16 protein-coding genes are annotated in these 18,558 nt (G+C 64.6%); 9 read left to right on the top strand and 7 right to left on the bottom strand.

Going from position 1 to position 18,558, the window contains the following annotated elements:
* Positions 1-10 precede the first annotated feature (10 nt).
* The gene (locus ACI3K3_RS00170) at positions 11-1,267 is read right to left on the bottom strand and encodes an LLM class flavin-dependent oxidoreductase (protein WP_404911352.1); all 1,257 of its coding nucleotides are present in this window, start codon (positions 1,265-1,267) and stop codon (positions 11-13) included.
* 295 nt (positions 1,268-1,562) lie between these two features.
* Here ACI3K3_RS00170 and ACI3K3_RS00165 point away from each other — a divergent pair, with 295 nt between their 5' ends.
* Both ACI3K3_RS00165 and ACI3K3_RS00160 read left to right on the top strand, forming a co-directional pair.
* Positions 1,563-3,134 carry an ABC transporter substrate-binding protein gene (locus ACI3K3_RS00165; RefSeq protein ID WP_404911351.1) on the top strand — a complete coding sequence of 524 codons (1,572 nt, stop codon included), beginning with the start codon at positions 1,563-1,565 and terminating at the stop codon, positions 3,132-3,134.
* 25 nt (positions 3,135-3,159) lie between these two features.
* Positions 3,160-4,176: an ABC transporter substrate-binding protein gene (locus tag ACI3K3_RS00160; protein WP_404911350.1), complete on the top strand. Its 1,017-nt coding sequence runs from the start codon at positions 3,160-3,162 to the stop codon at positions 4,174-4,176.
* A gap of 65 nt (positions 4,177-4,241) precedes the next feature.
* Here ACI3K3_RS00160 and ACI3K3_RS00155 read toward each other — a convergent pair whose 3' ends face one another.
* Both ACI3K3_RS00155 and ACI3K3_RS00150 read right to left on the bottom strand, forming a co-directional pair.
* Positions 4,242-4,829 carry a malonic semialdehyde reductase gene (locus ACI3K3_RS00155; RefSeq protein WP_404911349.1) on the bottom strand — a complete coding sequence of 196 codons (588 nt, stop codon included), beginning with the start codon at positions 4,827-4,829 and terminating at the stop codon, positions 4,242-4,244.
* Between the two features lie 13 nt (positions 4,830-4,842).
* Positions 4,843-6,024, bottom strand: coding sequence for an LLM class flavin-dependent oxidoreductase (locus ACI3K3_RS00150; RefSeq protein ID WP_404911348.1), 1,182 nt, complete (start codon positions 6,022-6,024; stop codon positions 4,843-4,845).
* A gap of 377 nt (positions 6,025-6,401) precedes the next feature.
* On the opposite strand from ACI3K3_RS00150, the gene ACI3K3_RS00145 reads away from it, so the two are divergent.
* The gene (locus tag ACI3K3_RS00145; protein ID WP_404911347.1) at positions 6,402-9,008 is read left to right on the top strand and encodes a TonB-dependent receptor; all 2,607 of its coding nucleotides are present in this window, start codon (positions 6,402-6,404) and stop codon (positions 9,006-9,008) included.
* A 94-nt stretch (positions 9,009-9,102) separates the two neighbouring features.
* Here the strand turns inward: ACI3K3_RS00145 and ACI3K3_RS00140 are convergent, their stop codons facing one another.
* Positions 9,103-9,453 carry a putative quinol monooxygenase gene (locus tag ACI3K3_RS00140; RefSeq protein ID WP_404911346.1) on the bottom strand — a complete coding sequence of 117 codons (351 nt, stop codon included), beginning with the start codon at positions 9,451-9,453 and terminating at the stop codon, positions 9,103-9,105.
* A 67-nt stretch (positions 9,454-9,520) separates the two neighbouring features.
* Here ACI3K3_RS00140 and ACI3K3_RS00135 point away from each other — a divergent pair, with 67 nt between their 5' ends.
* Positions 9,521-9,841, top strand: a complete 321-nt coding sequence (locus tag ACI3K3_RS00135) for an ArsR/SmtB family transcription factor (RefSeq protein WP_404911345.1) — start codon at positions 9,521-9,523, stop codon at positions 9,839-9,841.
* Positions 9,842-9,902: 61 nt separating this feature from the next.
* On the opposite strand, the gene ACI3K3_RS00130 is transcribed toward ACI3K3_RS00135, so the two are convergent.
* Positions 9,903-11,204, bottom strand: coding sequence for a lipase family protein (locus ACI3K3_RS00130; RefSeq protein WP_404911344.1), 1,302 nt, complete (start codon positions 11,202-11,204; stop codon positions 9,903-9,905).
* Between the two features lie 353 nt (positions 11,205-11,557).
* On the opposite strand from ACI3K3_RS00130, the gene ACI3K3_RS00125 reads away from it, so the two are divergent.
* From ACI3K3_RS00125 to ACI3K3_RS00110, 4 genes are read left to right on the top strand one after another with little or no spacing between them, the layout of a single operon-like run.
* Entirely contained in the window at positions 11,558-12,295 is a 738-nt protein-coding gene (locus tag ACI3K3_RS00125) for an ABC transporter permease (protein WP_404911551.1), read from the top strand.
* Positions 12,292-13,086: an ABC transporter permease gene (locus ACI3K3_RS00120; RefSeq protein WP_404911343.1), complete on the top strand. Its 795-nt coding sequence runs from the start codon at positions 12,292-12,294 to the stop codon at positions 13,084-13,086. The genes ACI3K3_RS00125 and ACI3K3_RS00120 overlap by 4 nt, the downstream gene beginning before the upstream one ends.
* Before the next feature lie 8 nt (positions 13,087-13,094).
* Positions 13,095-13,946 carry an ABC transporter ATP-binding protein gene (locus ACI3K3_RS00115; protein ID WP_404911342.1) on the top strand — a complete coding sequence of 284 codons (852 nt, stop codon included), beginning with the start codon at positions 13,095-13,097 and terminating at the stop codon, positions 13,944-13,946.
* 25 nt (positions 13,947-13,971) lie between these two features.
* Entirely contained in the window at positions 13,972-15,042 is a 1,071-nt protein-coding gene (locus ACI3K3_RS00110) for an ABC transporter substrate-binding protein (protein WP_404911341.1), read from the top strand.
* A 92-nt stretch (positions 15,043-15,134) separates the two neighbouring features.
* Here ACI3K3_RS00110 and ACI3K3_RS00105 read toward each other — a convergent pair whose 3' ends face one another.
* Positions 15,135-16,289, bottom strand: coding sequence for an LLM class flavin-dependent oxidoreductase (locus tag ACI3K3_RS00105; RefSeq protein WP_404911340.1), 1,155 nt, complete (start codon positions 16,287-16,289; stop codon positions 15,135-15,137).
* 15 nt (positions 16,290-16,304) lie between these two features.
* On the bottom strand, positions 16,305-17,246 hold the full coding sequence (locus ACI3K3_RS00100; protein WP_404911339.1) for an LLM class flavin-dependent oxidoreductase: 942 nt from the start codon (positions 17,244-17,246) through the stop codon (positions 16,305-16,307).
* 270 nt (positions 17,247-17,516) lie between these two features.
* On the opposite strand from ACI3K3_RS00100, the gene ACI3K3_RS00095 reads away from it, so the two are divergent.
* Positions 17,517-18,545, top strand: a complete 1,029-nt coding sequence (locus ACI3K3_RS00095) for an ABC transporter substrate-binding protein (protein ID WP_404911338.1) — start codon at positions 17,517-17,519, stop codon at positions 18,543-18,545.
* Positions 18,546-18,558: the final 13 nt, after the last annotated feature.

The raw sequence follows: 18,558 nt of genomic DNA, 5'->3' as shown, positions 1-18,558 counted from the left end.
TCCGCGCTCCTCAGCGATCGTCGCTTGCGGCCAACACATCGCTGCGCGCGGCCAGCCCCCCGCCGGACACCAGCGGAACCGCCTGCTCAGCTCCCTGACCGGCCCCTTGACCTGCCAGCCTCAGGCGCGGCGCGCGGAAGCGCGGCAGCACATGCTCGCCGAGCCGGTAGATTTCCTCCAGATGAGGATAGCCGTTGAGAAAGAACCAAGAGAGCCCCAGGTCGGCGAATTGCCTGATCTTGGCCGCGACGTTTTCATAGCTGCCGACGAAGGCGAAACCCGGCGGGATGCCGATATAGCCGAACCCGCCCCATAGATGCGGCTCGACGAAGAGATCGTCGAAATCGTTCACCTCGCGCCCGTTGTAACGCTCGAAGCGCGCGCGATTGGTGTCCGACATCTGGGTAGAGCGCTCCGCCGCTGCCTTGACGGTGCCTGCGCGCACGCCTTCGTCGAAGAAGCGTTTGGCTTCGACATAGGCAAGCTCGTCGGTTTCGCGCGCGATGGCATCGACCGAGAGGCCGAAACGGATCTTGTCGGCGCGGCCGTACTTCGCCGCCCGCTCCCTCACATCGGCGATATTGCGCGCGACATGCTCCGGAGATTCGGCGAGGAGGAGGTAGTAATCGGCGTGCCTGGCCGCGAGTTCCTTGGCGCCCTCGCTGGTGCCGGCAGAGCAGATCGTGGGTATCGGGGCGCGCGCCAGCGGGCCGCGCAGGCCGCCGCCATCCGCTTCGTAGTAGCGGCCCTTGTAGTGAAAGTTCTCGCTGCTCCAGAAGCCCTTCACGAGATCGAGGAACTCGATGGCGCGCGCATAGCGCTCATCATGCGGCAACGGTTCACCGTTGGCCCGCAGCAGGCCGTCGGAGCCGCCCTGGATCACGTTCCAGACGAGACGACCCCCGCTGATCCGCTGGAAGCTGGCAGCCATCTGCGTGGCTTGCCAGGGGCTGAAATGGCCGGGATGAAAGGCATCCACGAAACGCAGCCGTTTCGTTTCACGCGCCAGGGCTGTCGAGACGATCCAGGGCTCGTCACCAAACGGCGCATTGACAAGCAGCGCGCCGGAGAAGCCGTTGATCTCGGCCGCTCGGGCGACTTGCGAGAGATAGTCGATATAGGCGAAATCGTCGCCCACCTCGAAGGAGGAAACCGCGCCGGTGCTGGCGTGAGGCTGGCGGTTCCAATCCCCGCGATTGCGGTTGTCCCCCGGAATGAACTGCGTCTCGCCGTGCAGGGGCAAGCGTGCGAAGAACTCGATGGTCATGACGGCACTCCACAAGATGTGAAGCCATGCAAAGCAGTATCCGTGCCAGTCCGCCGATCCGCACCCATTTGCCGCAGCCCTCCTCCCCGTTTGCGCAGAAAGCAGCAACTCTCGCGGTCCGGCTGCTCAACCCGGCGCAGCAATCCCTGCCTGCGCGGACGGGACCTTCGCCATCGCACGGTTGGCATGGCCCTTGCTCCTCCCCCCTCGCAACATTACCCGAGGAGAGCACCGTGTCCCCAACCCTGCCCCAAACCGGCGACCGCGCGCGCGGCACGCATGGCAATGCACCGCGATGACCGGGACCACCCCTCACTCCCGCCGCGCCTTCCTCGCCCGCGGGGCTGCCATTTCCAGCGGGGCCCTGTTGGGTGCCGGCCTGCTGGCCGGATGCAGCGAGGACAAGCCGGGCAAGGCTCCTTCCGGTAGCGCCCCGAGCCAAGGCGGCAAGGCCCGGCTTGCCATCATCGCCGGCGCGCAGACCGGCAACCTCGACGCCCACAAGCCGCTCGGCACCGGCTCGTTCCGGGGTTGGGCTCTTTACAGCAAGCTGTGGGAATGGAAGCGCGACGCCAATCCCGGACTGGCGCTCGCCGAGTTTGCCGAAGTCAACGATGACGCTACCGAATGGACCATTCGCCTCAGGAAAGGGCTGGAGTTCCACCATGGCAAGTCGATCACCGCGCAGGATGTGGTGTTCTCGATCCTGCGTCTCACCGATCCCGCGCTTGCTTCGCCCTACGGCTCCTACCTGCCCTCGTTGCAGCGTGATGGCGTCAAGGCGCTCGATCCGCTGACGGTCCGTATTCCATTCGAGCAGGGCCACGGCCTCGCCGCGCTGCCGGAGCTGTGGATGAGCTGGGGCGGCATCGTCCCGACCGATTATGACCCGGTGAACAACCCGGTCGGCGCCGGTCCCTATCGCCTCAAGAGCTTCACACCCGGACAGCGTTCCGTGTTCAGCCGTTTCGAAAACTACTACAAGCAGGGCCAGCCCTATCTCGATGAAGTGGAGATCATCGACTTCAAGGATCCGATTGCCCGGCTTCAGGCGATGCAGACCGGGCAGGTCGACATTGCACCGTCGATCGGCTTCGAGCAGCTCGCCTTCTTCAGGAACTCCTCCCAATTCCAGGTCGTCTCCTCCGAGACCGATGCGTGGCATGGCTTCGCCATGAACCTTTCGAAAGCGCCATTCGACGATCCGCGGGTGGCGAAGGCTTTCCGCCTGATCGCTGACCGGCCGGAACTGGTGAAACGCGTGCTGCATGGGCAGGGCCGCGTCGCCAACGATCTCTATGCGCCCAGCGATCCTACCTTCAACCACGACATCCCCCAACGCGGACGCGACATTGCAGAGGCACGCAGCCTTTTGCGTTCGGCCGGGCACGGTGGCGGCCTTGCCGTCGAACTCGTCACCACGGCGGGTGCGGGCGGGAACGCAGCGATCGTCTTTGCCCAGCAGGCGCGAGAAGCCGGCGTGGACGTGAAGATCAAGCTCGTAGACGATTCCATCTTCAACGGTCCGGACAAGAACAACTGGACCTTCAGCACCGTGGTCGGCGTTTCGCGCCCGTTCCTGCTGACGCTGCAACAGCACGACGGGCCGCGCTCGGCAGGAAACCGTACTCATTTCAGCGACCCCGAATTCTCCCGGCTGGTAACGGCCGCCGCAGCCCAGCCTGATGTCGAGAAACGGAAGGCACTGGTCGGCGAGGCACAGCGCATCCAGCACGAGCGCGGCGGAATGCTTATCTGGGGCTTCGCCAACAACCAGGACGCCGCCTCCAGCCTGATTGGCGGCGTGACCCCGGACCGAACCGCCTTTTCCGCCTGGCGCACCGATGCGCTGTGGCGCCGTACCTGAACCTTTTGAACCAAGGAGCCATCAGATGAGCGATACCGAAATCTGGTTCACCCGCTGCGGCGGGGCCACCGCCTCCACCATCGCGATCCAGCAGAATTTTTTGCAGGACGAGTTCGCGGACGGCAGCGCGGTGCTGCGCTCGCTTCAGGAATCGAGCGACCCCAGCCTGCGCGAAAGCCATTTCGACCACTCGAACCCGGCGATGCTGCGCGAAGGCGGCAACATACCCCCGATATGGGCGCGATCCAGGGGCGCAGACACAGCCGTGCTGGCGATCAGCTGGGTCGATGAATTCCAGTCCATCGTCGCGCGGGCCGATAGCGGCATACGCTCGCTGGCCGAACTGCGCGGGAAACGGCTGGCAGTCCCGCTCTACGCAGGCATCTCCATCGACTTCCAGCGCGGCGCCAATTTCCATGGCCTGGCCAATGGCCTCGCGATCGCCGGTCTTGGAGCGGCGGACGTGACTTTCATCGACGTACCGGCCGATCGCGGCGCCGGACGCGGCTCGGGTTCGGCGGAACTCCAGGCCCTGTTCGACGGCCGCGTGGATGCGGTGTTCCTCCGCCAATCCTCCGGCCTGCGGCTGTTCAACCAACATGCCGAGCGCCTGCGCGAACTGGTACGCCTGACCGAACAGCCCGATCCGCTTCGCCGGATCAACAACGGCACGCCCCGCCCTTTGACCGTGCATCGGCGGTTTCTCGCCGAGCACCGTGGCCTGGTGGTACGCTACATCGCCGCGCTGCTCCGCGCAGCCGATTGGGCAGAGGCCAACCCCGGCGAGGCGCTCGACGCCCTCACACGCGAGGACGGCCGCTCCGACCGTCGCACCATCGCCGCGACATTCCCTCGCTACGCCACCAGCCTGCACCCGAAACTGACCGAAACGTACATCGCCGGGCTTTCGGCACAAAAGGACTTCCTGCGCGACTGGGGCTTCCTGGAAGCCGACTTCGACGTGCGCGACTGGATCGACCACGGCCCACTGGAAGAAGCCATCGCGCTGGTTGCCGCCGAAGCTGCTGTGGCAGCCGAGTAGCCCGAAGCGACCGGCCCCTGGGAGCGGGCCGCCGCCGCCACTGGTGCGCGGCCCTTTCCGGGGACTTAAAGAATCTGTGCCGCCTCCTCGAATGCGAGCCTCGGCCCTCGTTCCCGGATGTCCCGGCGGTCGCCATAGCCCAGGTTGAGGACGAGCAGGGACCGGAGCCGACCGTCCGGAAAGAACTCCCGGTCCAGGGCAGCCGCATCGAACCCGGTCATCGGGCCAGCATCCAGCCCCTCGGCGCGGGCCGCCACGATCAGGAATGCAGCCTGCAAGGCCGCGTTCAAGACGCCTGCCGATCGGATGCGCTCCTCCTCGACGAAAAACGCGCTGACGTCGCGGCCGGGCAGAAGCGCGGGCAGATGTTCGAAGAAGCGGCTGTCCCGGGCCACGACGACGTTGAGCGGTGCGGCAAGCGTCTTTTCGCGATTGCTGCCAGACAAGGCTGGAGCCAGCCTTGTCTTGCCCTCCTCGCTGCGAACGAAGACATAGCGGCCGGGCTGGGAATTGAAGCCGGTGGGTGCCAGCTTGGTCAGTTCGTAGAGCCTGCGGATGGTCGCATCGTCGATCGCTCGGTCGAGGAAACGATGGTTGCTGCGGGCAGCGCCGAATATCTGGTCAAGCGCTTCGGCGGCGAGAATGGCGGTCATGAATGTCCGTCCTTCACGTTGCGGATACGAGCGGACGCGCCCGCTTCGCATTGAGCAGCGGCACTTCGAAGCCATGATCGAGGTCGAGCAGCGGGAACAGCAAATGCGCCACACGGTGCGCTTCCTCGATCAATGGCCAGCCGGAGAGAATGAAGGCCCGCGTCCCTTGCGCCTCGAACTCGCGGATGCGCGCCGCCACGTTTTCCGCACTGCCGACGAGCGTGGTGCCGGCCCCCGGCCCTAGCAGACCGAAACCGTGCAGTGCCGGGCCGGTCCAGATGTTCGGATAGATCTCGTAGTCGCGCGCACGGGGCAATCGTCCGGCGCGGATCGCGTCGAGATTGCGGTTTATCTGTTCGTTCGGACTGCGGTAGGTTTCGAGCGTCTCGCCAGGCGGCAATTGCCGCCGCAGCGACTGATGCGCGTAGTCCAGGGACGTCTGGTCGACCAGCCACTGCGCGTAGTCCCAGGCTTCTTCCTCGGTTTCCCGCACGATGATCTGGAAACGGGTGCCGAATTCGAGCGTCCGCCCCAGCTTCGCCGCTTCCGCGCCGACCCGGCGGAACTTGTCGCCCAGCCGCTGCGGGGTATCCGCAAAGCTCAGATAGGTATCGAGAAGCTGCACCGAATGGGCCACCCCCGGCGCCGAGGCTCCGGCGCCCCAAAGCGGCACGGACGGCCGCTCCGCCCCGGCATGCGCGGGACGATAACCTCCGGGCGGTGGTGGCGCCAGTTGCACGTACTTGCCATGAAAACCTTCGGGCGATCCCGAATAGGCGTGCTTGAACGCACGCCAGTATTCCAGGCTGAAATCGTAGCGCTCGTCGTGCGCAAGGTGCATGCCATAAGCCTGCTGGGTGGCGTCGTTACCGTTCACCGCGTTGAGCGCCAGGCGCCCGTCCGAGAACGTGTTGATGGTCAGCGCGATCTGCGCCAGCTTCGCCGGTGAAAGCAGGCCGGGATGAATGGCGCCGAGGAATGTCATGCGCCGCGTCACCGACAGCGTTGCCGCTGCCACGGTCAGCACGTCGTTGCCGCCATAGCCGGTTGCGAGCAGCGCGCCGTAGTATCCCAGCTTGTCGATCGTTGCCGCAAGCTGCTGAAGATGATCGAACCCCGTATCCCAGCGGCCCTTTTCCTCCCAGGGCACAACGCCATCGGGCGCGGTGAGGTACCACAAGATCTTCACTGCCATGTCCGTTCCACTTCTTGCTCGTGCAGAAGCGAGGCCTCCGCGAGAGCGGCATGAAGGCCGCGCTTCGCTCTCAGGCTCGCCATTACACAGGCGAAGCAAGAGCCGGGCCATTCTGCGGGATCGGCGGTCATCGTCGTCAAAGCGGCGACACGGAGTGCCGGAACCGAGCCGATTACTGATCAAGGACCAGCAACTCTGCTGGCAAATCACCACGATTACCGATCCACATAATGAAAGCCGCTCCGAATACCTTCTCTGGCACGCCCTTTGCTTAAAGGCTTGCAAGGGCGGCGCGATCCATAAGGGGCCCGCAGCAAGGCGTTCGGCTCCGCCCCCGGGGAAACACCGAAATCATCGGCTCGAAGCAGGAGCAGTTCATGCGCGTCACCAAGTACCTTCACGGCATAAGCATCATCGGGCTCGTCTGGTCGGGGGGCGCCCATGCGGAAGCACATGCCGCCGATAAGGAAGCCGCTGCCTACGCGGAGGATAATGCCGAGAACGCGAACGGTTCGATCACCGTCAACGGCGAGCGCATCAACAGGGAAACCTCGGTTCTGCCGACACGCGCACCCAGCTCGATCTACGGCACGGCCGAGCCCATTCTCAACATCCCGCGCTCGGTAACGGAGATCAATGCAGAGCAGCTTACCAAGGACATCATCACCAGTTCCGACGATCTGGCCAAATATGCACCGGGCATCACCCGTGGCGGCGGTCAGAACGCGGGGATCGCGCCGCAATTGCGCGGACAGGCTTCCGAGGTGTTCCAGGATGGCCAGCGCGGCTATGCCGTGCGCCATCCCGCCAACTTCAACGCCTATGAAGGCGCGGATATCGTGGCCGGGCCTTCCTCGGTGATCTTCGGATCGGTGACCGGCAGCGGCGGGTATATCAACTATATCTCGAAGAAGCCCGACTTCGGGCAGCGCCGCTCCAGCGTCAGTGCCCGCATCGGAACGCTGATCCCCGACGGTGACAGCAAACTGGCCTTCACCGTCACCGGCGACGATACCGGCCCGATCAGCGACACACTGGCCTACCGCACCAGCGTGACGGTGCAGAAGCAGGACGATTACTACGATAACGTCAAGAACAACTACTACGCCTTCTACGGCGCGCTGGCCTGGAAACCCGACAGTCAGTTCCGCGCCGACCTGAACCTGTCCTACGACAATTACTACGACTGGAACGTCACACACGGCTGGAATCGCGCCACCCAGGATCTGGTCGACCACGGCCTCTACGATGCCGGCCGCGCGACCCCGGTGATTCAGAACGGCTCGACCTACTGGTCTCCCGTCTTCGCCTCGGGCGCTGCCGATTCCGCGACGCTGGGCTGGGTCAGGCGCGCACGCAATTCGGATGGTCAGTACGTAGTCGTCCCGGGATCGTTCCAGGCCGGCTCGCCCAATACCCAGACCAGCCCCGGCACCGTTCGCGGCTGGGTCTACGACCCTTCGCTGCAAGGAAACGAACAGGTCAAGCTCTCACGCCAGCGCTCGCAGCGCGCGGAGGACAAAAACACCGCCAGCCGGCTGACCGCGCAGCTCCGCTTGAACTACGAGTTCGACGAGAACACCAGCCTGGTGAACAGCACGTTCTATCAGCGCTCCAACGACATGACCGACGCGGTGGGATCGTTCCAGGTGCAATCGCGCGACCGCATCTTCGACAACCGCCTCGAACTGCGCCATCGTTTCCAAAATCTGTTCGGGCTGGATATTGACGATGACAGCAATACCGGTGCGATCTACCGCCGCGAGACAAACCGCTCCATCGCCGCGAACAACAGCTTCTTCAACATCTACGCCTACGACCTGACGCTCGATCCTTCGACCAAGAACCCCGGTGATCTGCTGGGGCTGACGGGATCGAACCCCAATGGCGGAAACGCCGCATGGATCGGAACGGCCGGCGTACCGCAATATTCCAGTTCGCTAGGCTGGCTGAGCCTGCCGCCGATGTATTATGCGGGGAACGGCCTCTACGCGGAATCGGTGGCGTCCTACACGTCGCAATCCAAGTGGAGCACGACCACGATCTTCACCCAGCACAACCTCAAGTTCGGCACGTTTGCCGGGCTCAACGCGGGCGCAAGCCATAGCTGGGTCGATGCTTCCATCAAGAACCCCTTCGTACTTCCCGGCGGCAGCGACCGCGCCGACAGCGGGCTTTACAAGCTCTATTCGGTCCAGGTCAGCCCTTATGTGAAGCCCACCGCGAATTCGACGATCTATTTCACTTACGACCGCTCGATCGCCATCAATACCGGCGGCTTCGCGAACGGTTTAAGCTGGGGCAGCGGTGCTGCCGCCAACCTGCTGAACCCGCTCCAGTTCAAAAGCCTGAGCGAACTCTACGAGGTCGGTTTGAAGGCGGAGCCGCTAGCCGGCCAGCTGTTCTTCACGCTTGCCGGTTTCTGGCAAGCGCGCGACCAGAGCCCCGATCAATTCAACAACATCGCACGTCTCAAGGTCAAGGGGATCGAAACCACCTTGCGCTACCAGCCGAGCGAGGCCTGGCGCACAGGTGTCAATTTCAACTATCTGTCGGCCTATAACGAATATACCTCGCAGGCCGGCTTCGCGCCGCGCGGCTTCGTGCCCGACAACGGCACCGTGTTCAGCGACAGCAATGTGCTGAACCAGCTTCCGTCCGGCCGCTACGATGCCGTGCAGATCCCCAAGTACAACCTCAGCGGCTATATCGACTGGCGTCATCCCTCCGGCTTCGGCGCCGAGCTTTCCGGCTGGCTGACGAGCCCCTGGTATCTCAACCTGAGCAAGACGGTGCGGATACCCACGAGCTACAACCTTGACCTTGGCGTGTTCTATCGCCAGCCGCGCTGGAACGCCGCGATCCAGGTGCTCAACCTGACCGACCAGCTCAACTTCGTAAGCGGACTGGCCGGCTCGACGAACGCCTTCCTGCAACCGACCCGTGGCCGCTCGATCGTCGCGCAGTTCGGCGTCAATTTTTGAGACCGATCACGAAGAGCGCGCAAGGGCAAGGCCTGCGCGCTCGTTCGGATCGGGGGCCGACGATTCCCAGGAGATTGATCATCAGATCCCACGGTCAGTCCGCGTAAGGGCTCGCCATGCGCAGCCAGGTGATCTCGAGATCTCCGTCGAGATAGTCGCCGCGCTCCGCAAGAAACGAGGCGACGTAGGGCATTTCGAGATGCAGTTCGAGATCCGCTCGCGAACGCCATGCCTCGTAGAATACGAAGAGCAAGGGATCGTCCCGATTCCGGTGAACGTGATAGGCCAGCGCGCCTTCCTCAAGACGGGTGGGCGCCACCATCGAAAGCAATCGCTCTTCCAGTGCATCGGCGCGACCGGGTAGCGCGCGCGCCGTTCCCACGAGAGCGTAAGGACCCACCTCTCCGGCCTGCGGCTGAGGAAGATCGGGTGCATTCTTGGACATTTTCGCCTCCATTGGTATGAAGATGGCCATACCTGCACTTTAGGTAATACGAAAGGCTTACCTTGTCATGAGCGACGAAGAAGGACACCCGGATCGTCACGAGATCGAACTGGGTGCCGTCCTCTCGGCCATTGCCGACCCGCTGCGCCGCCATGTGGTCGCCACTCTGGCGCGGTTGCCGGATGGCAGCGAGCGGACATGCGCCTCGTTCGGCTTTCCGGTGAGCAAGGCCTCGCTGACCCATCATTTCAAGGTTCTGCGGCACGCGGGGCTGATCCGCCAGGTCGATCGCGGCAACAGCCGTGCCGCAACCTTGCGGAGGGATGACCTTGACCTCCGCTTCCCGGGCCTGTTGTCGATCGTCATGGCGGAAGAGCCAGACGAATAGCCCTGATCGGACATCGCAAGCTCCAGCGGGCGCGCTTCGCGACGAAGCGCTCCCGTTCCCGTCATTGCAAGTGCGGTTCGCAGATCGACTCGATCCGCTCGCCGGCAAAGAGCTTCTTCACGAATGGTATGGAATCGCGCAAGGAAGCGTTGACCGTCGCGCTGTGTCCCAGCCCCGCATAGACGTGCCCTTCCACCACGGAGCCGGCAGCACAGGCGTCCTTCATCAGGGCCAGTTGATTGAGCGCGGACGGCGTCAGGTCCGAGGCTCCCGTGCCGATGAAGACCGGAACTTGCAGCTTCAGGGTGGGGTAACGACTGTAGCGCGCAGCGCGTTCGTCGGCAGACGCAAGGAAGCGGCGGTAGCGCTCGCCGGGGGTGGCCAGAAAGGTCTCGGCGCGGGTAAAGCCGCCGAACTCGGCATCGGCGTCAACCGCCGCAAGGCAACTCGTCCGCGCCTTTTCCGCGAGGGCCGTGCCCTTCTCGGTGAACACATCGGAGAACTGCAGCGCTGGATCGAACTGCTGCGAAACCACGAAGCCGAACAGGCTGTAGACGATGGCTCCATCGAAGACGTTGGGGTTGGGCTTGACGGGCGGCGGCGGGAGCGGCGGCAAGTTAGGCGAACGATTGTAGATCACGCCGGTGCCGACGGCGCCTTTGAGGTGAATGTCGGGCGCGTAAGTCGGGGCGTAGGACGCCGCCCCGAAAGCGGCGGCGCCGCCCTGCGACTGGCCGACGATCACGGCGTTATTGGCGATCTCCGGCACGCCGTTCACCGCCGCGCGGATACTATCGAGCACGCCGTAGGAGACCGCGGGGATATTGATGAGCGGATGCGGCCCCGGCACGCCGAGCCCTTCGTAATCGGTGGCGACGATGGCGTAGCCCTGCTCCAGCCAGCGATTGAGATAAGCCGTGTCGCGATAGGACCGGCCAGCCCAGGACGGTGCGCAGATATCCGCAAGACCCACGGTGCCGTGCGCCCAGGCAATGACGGGCCAACCGCCCGCGGGGGCCTTGCCCTTGGGCAGGAACAGGGCGTCGGATACGACGATGGGCGTCTTGCTGTCGAACCCGCTGGTCGATGTATAAAGGATGCGAAGTTGCCGCCCCGCGCTGGACAGGCCGATGGTTTCCGGCAGCGGCTCGCTGCGCAGCAGTTTGCCCGGCGTTTCGGGTATCCCCTGTCTCCATTCGTAGAACGATGAGACCCGGCCGTCGCCCTGCTCCGGGTCGGCGCGCGGTGCGCTCTGCGCGATCGCGAGCGGCGGTGCCAATGACGCGGCCATGAGCAGCAGCGCGATGCATCGTGCGCCATAACGGCGTCCGGCCTTGGGAAATGAAGTATCGGAGATCGACATGAGCGCGGACCTTTCTCGGCGTGTTAGTCCCGCTTGAGAAGCAACATGCGTGCCGTTCGGCCAAAACAGTCCGCCGGACGCAGCACTGCACTTGGAAAACCCGCGTGGCTGCGCCGATATGCGCAGCGCAGGGCCAGCATTCCACAGCCAATCGGCGATCTGGTCGTATCGGAACACGCGCTGCGCAATTTTCGACAGTCCACTCCCTGAAAATCCGTCCCCCGCTCTCCAAACCGCCATTTAGAGCGACTGGCACGGACCTTGCTGAAATCGACGCAGTCCGCATCGGCGCAGGGAGTCGCTCCGCAGTGCAAGCCACAAGTCCCCGAAGATCGGCATCGGCCCCCTTGGCGGTGCTGCTTCGGATCGCCCCCCTCGCCGCGCTGCTTGCACTGTGGGAGATCGCGGCCCTCAGCGGCATCTGGCCCCGGCAAGTGCTGGTGCCGCTCGAGCAGGTCGGCGCCACTCTGCTGGCGCTTGCCACCAGCGGCGAACTGGAACGTCACCTCCTGGCAAGTCTTTACCGGCTGGCGAACGGGTTTGTTGCCGGCAGCATCCTCGGTATCACCATCGGCACCGCCATGGCCCTCTCGCGCGGCGTCCATCGGCTGCTCTGGCCGACGTTCACATGCGTGCGGCAGGTGCCGGTAATCGCCTTCATTCCGCTGCTGATCCTGTTCTTCGATGTGGAAGACAGCTTCAAGATCGTGATCGTCGCCATGGCGAGCTTCTTTCCTTCGGCGCTCGCCACGCACGATGCCGTACGCGACATCCCGGAGAGCCACCGCGAAGTCGCTCGCCTCTACCGCATGCCGCTGCTGCCATTCCTGCGCCGGCTGATCCTGCCCGCCACGGTTCCGCAAGTGCTGACCGGACTGCGTCTGGGCCTCACGCGCGGCTGGCTTTCGCTGGTGGCCGCGGAACTGCTCGCCGCCGACAGCGGGCTCGGGCAGATGATGGAGATGGGGCGCCAACTGTTCCAGATCGACGTGGTGCTCTCGGGAGTCTTCGTGGCCGGGCTGGTCGGCTTTCTGCTCGACGGTTCGATGGTCCGCCTCGAACGCCGCCTGACCCGCTGGAGGGCGGCATGACAGTGCAGGTTTCTCAACCCTTCACCTCGCGCCTGCGCTCCCTGGCGCTCGCGCTGTTGTTCCCCGCGCTGGTGCTCGGCTGGTGGGAATGGGAATCGCGCCAGAGCGCCGGCCATGCCTACGCCTTCGCCCCGCTGGAACAGATCGGTCGCAGCTTCGCGGAGATGCTCGCCGACGGCTCGCTGTTGTTGCACGCCGGAGCCAGCCTGCAACGCGCGCTCACCGCCCTGCTGATCGGCGGTTCGATCGGCGTGGCGACCGGCATCGCGACCGGGCTCTCCCGCCTGCTGGACCGTACCGCCTCGCCACTCATCACCACGATGCGTCAGGTGCCGATCCTCGGGTGGCTACCGCTGGTGGCGCTCTGGTTCGGCAATGGCGACGGCGCAAAGCTGCTGCTCGTCTCGCTTTCCGCCTTCTACCCTACGGTACTGAACACCCAGAAGGGCATGCAGGCGATAGAGAAGCGCTATGCCGAAGTCGGGCGGCTCTATGGTTTCACGCGGATGCAGGCCTTGCGCCTGATCGCCTGGCCCAGTGCCCTGCCCCTGATCTTCACCGGCATCTCCCAGGCGCTCGCCTTCTCCTGGATCGCCACCATCGGCGTGGAATTGCTGTTCAGCGCCACGGCCGGCCTCGGCACCGAGATGATGGCCGCCCAGGTCGCTGCCCGCACCGACGTCGTGCTCGTCTGCGTCGCCTGCGTCGGCGTGATGGGTTTCACCCTCAACCAGCTTTTCGCTCTCCTGCGCGCGCGTCTGCTGCGCTGGCAGGGCGCCGCCGCAAGATAGGACAGGCCATGACCGACCACCGAACGCTTCGCGATCCCGCACCCAGGCCCGCGCAGGACGGAACCGGGGCCGTCCGGATTTCCGGCCTGTCCAAGCACTATGCGATGGGCGGCAAGGCGATGACCGTACTCGACGGCATCGACCTCGCGATCCGGCCGGGCGAGTTCGTCAGCATCGTCGGGCCATCCGGCTGCGGCAAGTCCACCCTGCTCCGCCTGATCGTGGGGCTCGACAACGATTACGAGGGCGAAATACGGCTGGATAATACGCGGGTCGCCGGAACCGGGCTGGAGCGCGGGCTGGTGTTCCAGGACCACCGCCTGTTCCCGTGGATGACCGTGGCGAAAAACGTCGAGGTCGCCCTGCTCAACCAGAAACTTCCGCGCGAGCGGCGAGACCGGCTGATCGCGGAGCACCTCGCGCTCGTCGGCCTGTCGGACTTCGGTGACGCCTATCCGCACCAGCTTTCCGGCGGCATGGCCCAGCGCGCAGCGATCGCCCGTGCCCTCGTCAACGAGCCCAAGGTACTCGCTCTCGACGAACCCCTCGGCGCTCTCGATGCGCTCACCCGCGTCAAGGTACAGGCGGAACTCCAGCGCATCTGGATGGAAGCCGGCACGACCATGATCATGGTTACGCACGACGTGGACGAGGCGCTTTTCCTGGGCGACCGGGTGGTCGTCATGTCGTCCCGTCCCGGCCGGATCGCGCGGATCGTCGATGTGGACCTGCCGCATCCGCGTGACCGCGCCTCGTCGCTGCTGCATCGCCTGAAGGACGAAATCCTTGCCGAACTTACCCACGAACCGCGTGAGGATGACGGCACGCTGGTCACTTTCCCGGCCCGCCCGCGCGGCTGAACGCCTTTACTTTCGGAGTTCCACCATGATCAAAGGCCGTGCCGTTCTGGCTCTGCTGCTTCCGCTATTCGCCTTTGTCGGTGCCTGCTCTCCCAAGGGCGGCGAAGCGGAGGAGAAAATCGTCGACATCGCCGGCATCGTCTCGCCCAAGGACGGCAAGAACGAATTCATCGGCGGTCTCGCCCGCATCCAGGAGGATGGCTGGCTTGATGCCGAACTCGCCAAGAAGGGCTGGAAGGCGCGCTGGGTGCCGGTGCCGGCCTCGGTCGGCGGCCCGGTGGTCAACGAAGGCTTCGCGGCGAAGACCATCGACCTTGCCGCTTACGGCGACCTGCCCTCGGTGATCGCCATGGCCGGCGGCGTCGACCTGCGCCTCGTCGTGCCCAGCCGCGCCAGCACGAACATCTATCTGGCGGTTGGCAGGGATTCCACCGCCCGCACTCTTCGCGACCTCAAGGGCAAGCGGATCGCCCTGCACCGGGGGCGCCCCTGGGAGGCGGGCTTTGCCCGTTACGTCCAGTCGCAGGGCATGACGCTCGACGATTTCAAGATCATCAACGTCAATGCCGTGGCGGGTCAGGCCGCGCTGACCAGCGGCAAGGTGGACGGCATCGTCCTCATCCAGGCCGAGGCCTACGTGCTCCAGGACAAGGGGCTGGCGCGCATCCTCTGGTCCACCAGCAATGCCCCGGAAAGCTGGAAGATGACCGCCGGCACTTTCGCCCGCAAGGACTTCCTCGATGCCCATCCCGATATCGTGCAGACCGTCGTGACCGCCTTCGTACGGCAGGCGCAGTGGTCCAGCGACGAGAAGAACAGGGACACCGTGCTGTCGTGGGGAACTCTGGGCGGCACGCCATTGGCCGCCGTGATCAAGGATACCGACAACAACCCGTTGCCCTGGCGCCAACGCTACTCGCCCCTCCCCGGGCCCGCCATCCAGGAGCACTTCGACTTCGTGGCGGACTATGCTTCACGCACCGGGCTGACGCGCAGCAAGGTGGACGTCTCCAACCTGATCGACCGGCGTTATGTCGACCAGGCGATCAAGGACCTGAAGCTTGAGGGCTGGTGGAGCGATCCCACCGCGCGCTAATGCGCGCAAACCATAAGCTTAGAGCGGGTAACACAAAAAAGGCCCGGCGCGACGGACGGTCGCGCCGGGCCTTTTTGTATCATCGTTCGGCGTTACTCCGCCGCTTCGAGCCGCTGCACGGCCTGATGCCCCAGTAGTGGCAGGACTTCCTCACCCACGCGGTAGGCTTCTTCAAGGTGCGGGGTGGCCGCAAGGATGAACGAGTCCGCGCCAAGGCCGATCAGCTCGTCCAGCCGCGCCGCGACGTTCTCGTAGCTGCCGACGATGCCGAGTGCCGGGCCGGGACGCAGCAGGCTGAAGCCGCCCCAGACATTGGGCGAGACGATGAGATCGCGGTAGTCGCGCGCATCGGCCACGCCCAGCCCCGCAAGGCGGCTGACGCCCACGGAATCGCCGCGACGCTCGCCGAATGCCTCCCGGCTCTCTGCCTTGACGTTGGCGAAGCCGAGTTCGATCTCGCGCCAGGCTTCCTCCTCGGTCTTGCGGGCCACGACTTCGACGCGGATGGCGCATTTGATCCCCCGGCCGATCTCGGCAGTGCGCGATTTCACCTGATCGAACTTCTGGGCAAGCTGCTGGAACGGTTCGAGCCAGGACAGGTAATAGTCGGCGTGACGTGCCGCCGATTGCAGCGCCGCTTCGGACGAGCCGGAGAAGTAGATCGTCGGCAGATCCTCACGCGAGAGCGCCGGCGCCAGCGCGGCATCCTCCACTTCGTAGAAGCGGCCCTTGTGCGTGAACGGGCCGTTCTTCCACACGCCCTTCATAACGTCGAGGAACTCGGTAGTCCGGCCATAGCGGTCGTCATGGTCGAAAGGATCGCCCCACCAGCGCTGGGCGGGTCCACCGCCGCCGGTTATGATGTTGTAGACTACCCGTCCATTCGTCGCGCGCTGGAGGCTTGCCGACATGCGCGCCGCACGGACCGGATTGAGAAATCCGGGCTGGAACGCGATCATGAACCGGAACGCCTTGGTCGCCCGCGCCAGCGCGGCGGAAATCACCCAGGGATCGTCGGTCATCGGGAAAGACGGCAGCAATCCGCCGACGAACCCGGAAATTTCAGCAGCGCGGGCGATCTCGGCCATGTGATCCAGATAGCTGGTGCCGTCCGGTTCTCCGTTCACCCAGCCCGGCGCCTGGTTTCCGGGTGCCAGCGGCGTCCAGTCGCCACGATTGGTGCTGCGTTCGCGCAGCGAGCTGCTGCATCCGTGCGTGGGAATGCGCCAGTAGAAATCGATGCTCATGTGTCTGGTTCTCCGTCAGGCCGCAAGCGCAGCCGAGGCGCGGAAGCGGCCGATGACCTGCTCGCCCGCGATGTGGACTTCCTGTATCTGGTCGGGCGCGGACAGCACCGCGATATCGAGCCCGGCCTGTTCCAACTCGCCGAGTTTCGCGGCCAATTCGTCAAAAGTACCCACCAAGGCAGAAGGTGAGAGGTTGCGGCGTTGATGCTCCAGGGCAACGTCCTCTGCCTCGGCACGGGCCAACAGCGGCAGCTGCGCGGCGATCTTGAGCGCGGGATGGCTCTGCCGCAGCGGTGCGATAACCTCGGTCAACGAACGCAGCGGCACATCCGTATCGATCAGGAGCACGTCTGCATGGCGCATCAGTTCGGGGCCGGGCTCATCTGACCAGCGCAGCCAGATCGGCGGCCGCTTCCGTCCCTTCACCAACCCCGCGAACCCGCCTTTCTCGACCACGAAATGACGTCCCTCCTGATCGAAGGGCCCATCGCTCCAGATACCGTCCAGCAGGGTCAGCAACTCGCTGGTGCGCTCCGCCCGATCTTCCACCGGAAGGGTATCCCCGGCGGCCGGCCCTTCGCCGCTGTCGATCAACCAGCTCTGCCGGTCGCCGGAGAAACGCTGGACGCTTGCAGCCATCTTCCCCTGATAGACCCCGGAGGCCGATCCGGAGGCGACTGTTGTGGCGATCTCGACGCGGCGGGTTTCGCGCAGCAACACGCCGGTCACGATCCAGGGCTCTTCACCCAGTGGCTCATCGGGGACGACGATGCCGTCAAAGCCGGTCAACTCGGCGGCACGTGCGACTTGCGTCAGATAATCGTAGTGATTGATCTGGAGGCGGCGACTGGCACCGTCACGCGTCGGAGCCCAGGGCCGCCCCCCATCGGCCCACTCGCCGCGCCCACGATCGGCCGGCGCATCCGTTGACAGATGCCAATAGAAACTCAGCGCCATTTTGCTCTCCTTCGAAAGATTCCGTTCGAAGAAGGGAAAGCATGGATCATGCCATGCAACACCATCCGGCTTGAAACCGCTCTAGCCTGTTGGACAGGTTCGCCGGCTGCGCAATTCTGCGCAACAGACAGGGGGATTTCGCGCAGCACGCATCGTCCTGACCGCCGCGTTTTCACGATACCGCGCTGGCACAGGCCTTGCTACACCGGCCTTGCCAGAAGCTACCGGCCTGGCTTGAAGACCGGCGGATGGAGATGGTGCTCGATGATAATGGGCGACGCAGGTAAACTGGATCGGATCTGGCTGGTGCGTTCGCCTATACCGGCCGCCTCGTCCATCGCCTGGTCGCTCGGTTGGCTCGACGAGGAGTTTGCGCCCAACGGCATCGCCGTGGAATGGATCCGCGAAGACAGGATGCGCTTAGCCGAACAGAACCATCACGCGATGGTCCGTAGCCTCTTTCGTGAGGGCGGTAATATTCCCGCTCTCGCCGCACGCGCGCTGGGTTCGGAAACCCGCGTCATCGGGCTCACCTGGATCGACGAGCGTCAGGCGATCATGGTCCGTCCCGGAGAGGAGATATTCGACCCGCGACAATTGCGCGGCCTGCGGTTCGCCCTGCCGGGCTATGTCTCCACCCGTGGCGCCTCCGTCGTGCGCGGCATGTCGCTACACGGGATAAAGAACGCCCTGCGCCTGGCTGACCTCACGCTGGAAGACGTGCAGTTCGTGGATGTTCCGACACCGCAAGTCGATTTCTCCGAACCGCAGATGATGCAGCGCATGTGGTCGGGCCTTCAGGCACTGGCGGACGGACGGGTCGATGCGGTCTACGTCAAGGGCGCCGCCGCTGCCGGGGCGGCCCAGAAGTTGGGACTGGTAGTCGGCATCGATCTGGATGCCTATCCCAGCCGGATGACGCGAGTGAACAATGGCACCCCGCGCCCGATTGTCACGCATCGCCATATGATCGAGGAGCATTTCGACGTGGTTGTGCGCTTCCTGCTGTGCAGCCTGCGTGCGGCAGATTGGGCCGCGCGCCATCCTGCGCAGCTCCGCCACATTCTCGAGCGCGAGACGTTCTCAGGCCCCGCAGGTGTGGACGCAGCCTATCGAGACGGTTTCCACCGCACGCTGCATCCAGATCTGTCACCCGAACGGATAGACATGCTGCGCGCCCAGGAACAGTTCCTTCGGCTCCATGGCTTCCTGGAAAGCGCAGTGGATATCGATGGCTGGGTCGACTCTCGCCCCCTCGCCGCTGCCCTCGCGCTGCGCGCAGAGGACTGCGCTGCCTGAACTTTCCCGCGCC

This window comes from Novosphingobium sp. ZW T3_23 (assembly GCF_044987305.1).
Lineage (GTDB): Bacteria > Pseudomonadota > Alphaproteobacteria > Sphingomonadales > Sphingomonadaceae > Novosphingobium.
The sequence above is the reverse complement of the archived record's forward strand: the minus strand, read 5'-3'. Positions and strand labels throughout refer to the sequence as shown.

Bases quoted from the DNA above. Each gene is read 5' to 3' on its own strand.
- ACI3K3_RS00120 (WP_404911343.1), top strand. From the start codon at position 12,292: ATGACAGTGCAGGTTTCTCAACCCTTCACCTCGCGCCTGCGCTCCCTG.
- ACI3K3_RS00150 (WP_404911348.1), bottom strand. From the start codon at position 6,024: ATGGCAGTGAAGATCTTGTGGTACCTCACCGCGCCCGATGGCGTTGTG.
- ACI3K3_RS00095 (WP_404911338.1), top strand. From the start codon at position 17,517: ATGGGCGACGCAGGTAAACTGGATCGGATCTGGCTGGTGCGTTCGCCT.
- ACI3K3_RS00160 (WP_404911350.1), top strand. From the start codon at position 3,160: ATGAGCGATACCGAAATCTGGTTCACCCGCTGCGGCGGGGCCACCGCC.
- ACI3K3_RS00130 (WP_404911344.1), bottom strand. From the start codon at position 11,204: ATGTCGATCTCCGATACTTCATTTCCCAAGGCCGGACGCCGTTATGGC.
- ACI3K3_RS00165 (WP_404911351.1), top strand. From the start codon at position 1,563: ATGACCGGGACCACCCCTCACTCCCGCCGCGCCTTCCTCGCCCGCGGG.
- ACI3K3_RS00115 (WP_404911342.1), top strand. From the start codon at position 13,095: ATGACCGACCACCGAACGCTTCGCGATCCCGCACCCAGGCCCGCGCAG.
- ACI3K3_RS00145 (WP_404911347.1), top strand. From the start codon at position 6,402: ATGCGCGTCACCAAGTACCTTCACGGCATAAGCATCATCGGGCTCGTC.
- ACI3K3_RS00155 (WP_404911349.1), bottom strand. From the start codon at position 4,829: ATGACCGCCATTCTCGCCGCCGAAGCGCTTGACCAGATATTCGGCGCT.
- ACI3K3_RS00100 (WP_404911339.1), bottom strand. From the start codon at position 17,246: ATGGCGCTGAGTTTCTATTGGCATCTGTCAACGGATGCGCCGGCCGAT.
- ACI3K3_RS00105 (WP_404911340.1), bottom strand. From the start codon at position 16,289: ATGAGCATCGATTTCTACTGGCGCATTCCCACGCACGGATGCAGCAGC.
- ACI3K3_RS00170 (WP_404911352.1), bottom strand. From the start codon at position 1,267: ATGACCATCGAGTTCTTCGCACGCTTGCCCCTGCACGGCGAGACGCAG.
- ACI3K3_RS00110 (WP_404911341.1), top strand. From the start codon at position 13,972: ATGATCAAAGGCCGTGCCGTTCTGGCTCTGCTGCTTCCGCTATTCGCC.
- ACI3K3_RS00135 (WP_404911345.1), top strand. From the start codon at position 9,521: ATGAGCGACGAAGAAGGACACCCGGATCGTCACGAGATCGAACTGGGT.
- ACI3K3_RS00140 (WP_404911346.1), bottom strand. From the start codon at position 9,453: ATGTCCAAGAATGCACCCGATCTTCCTCAGCCGCAGGCCGGAGAGGTG.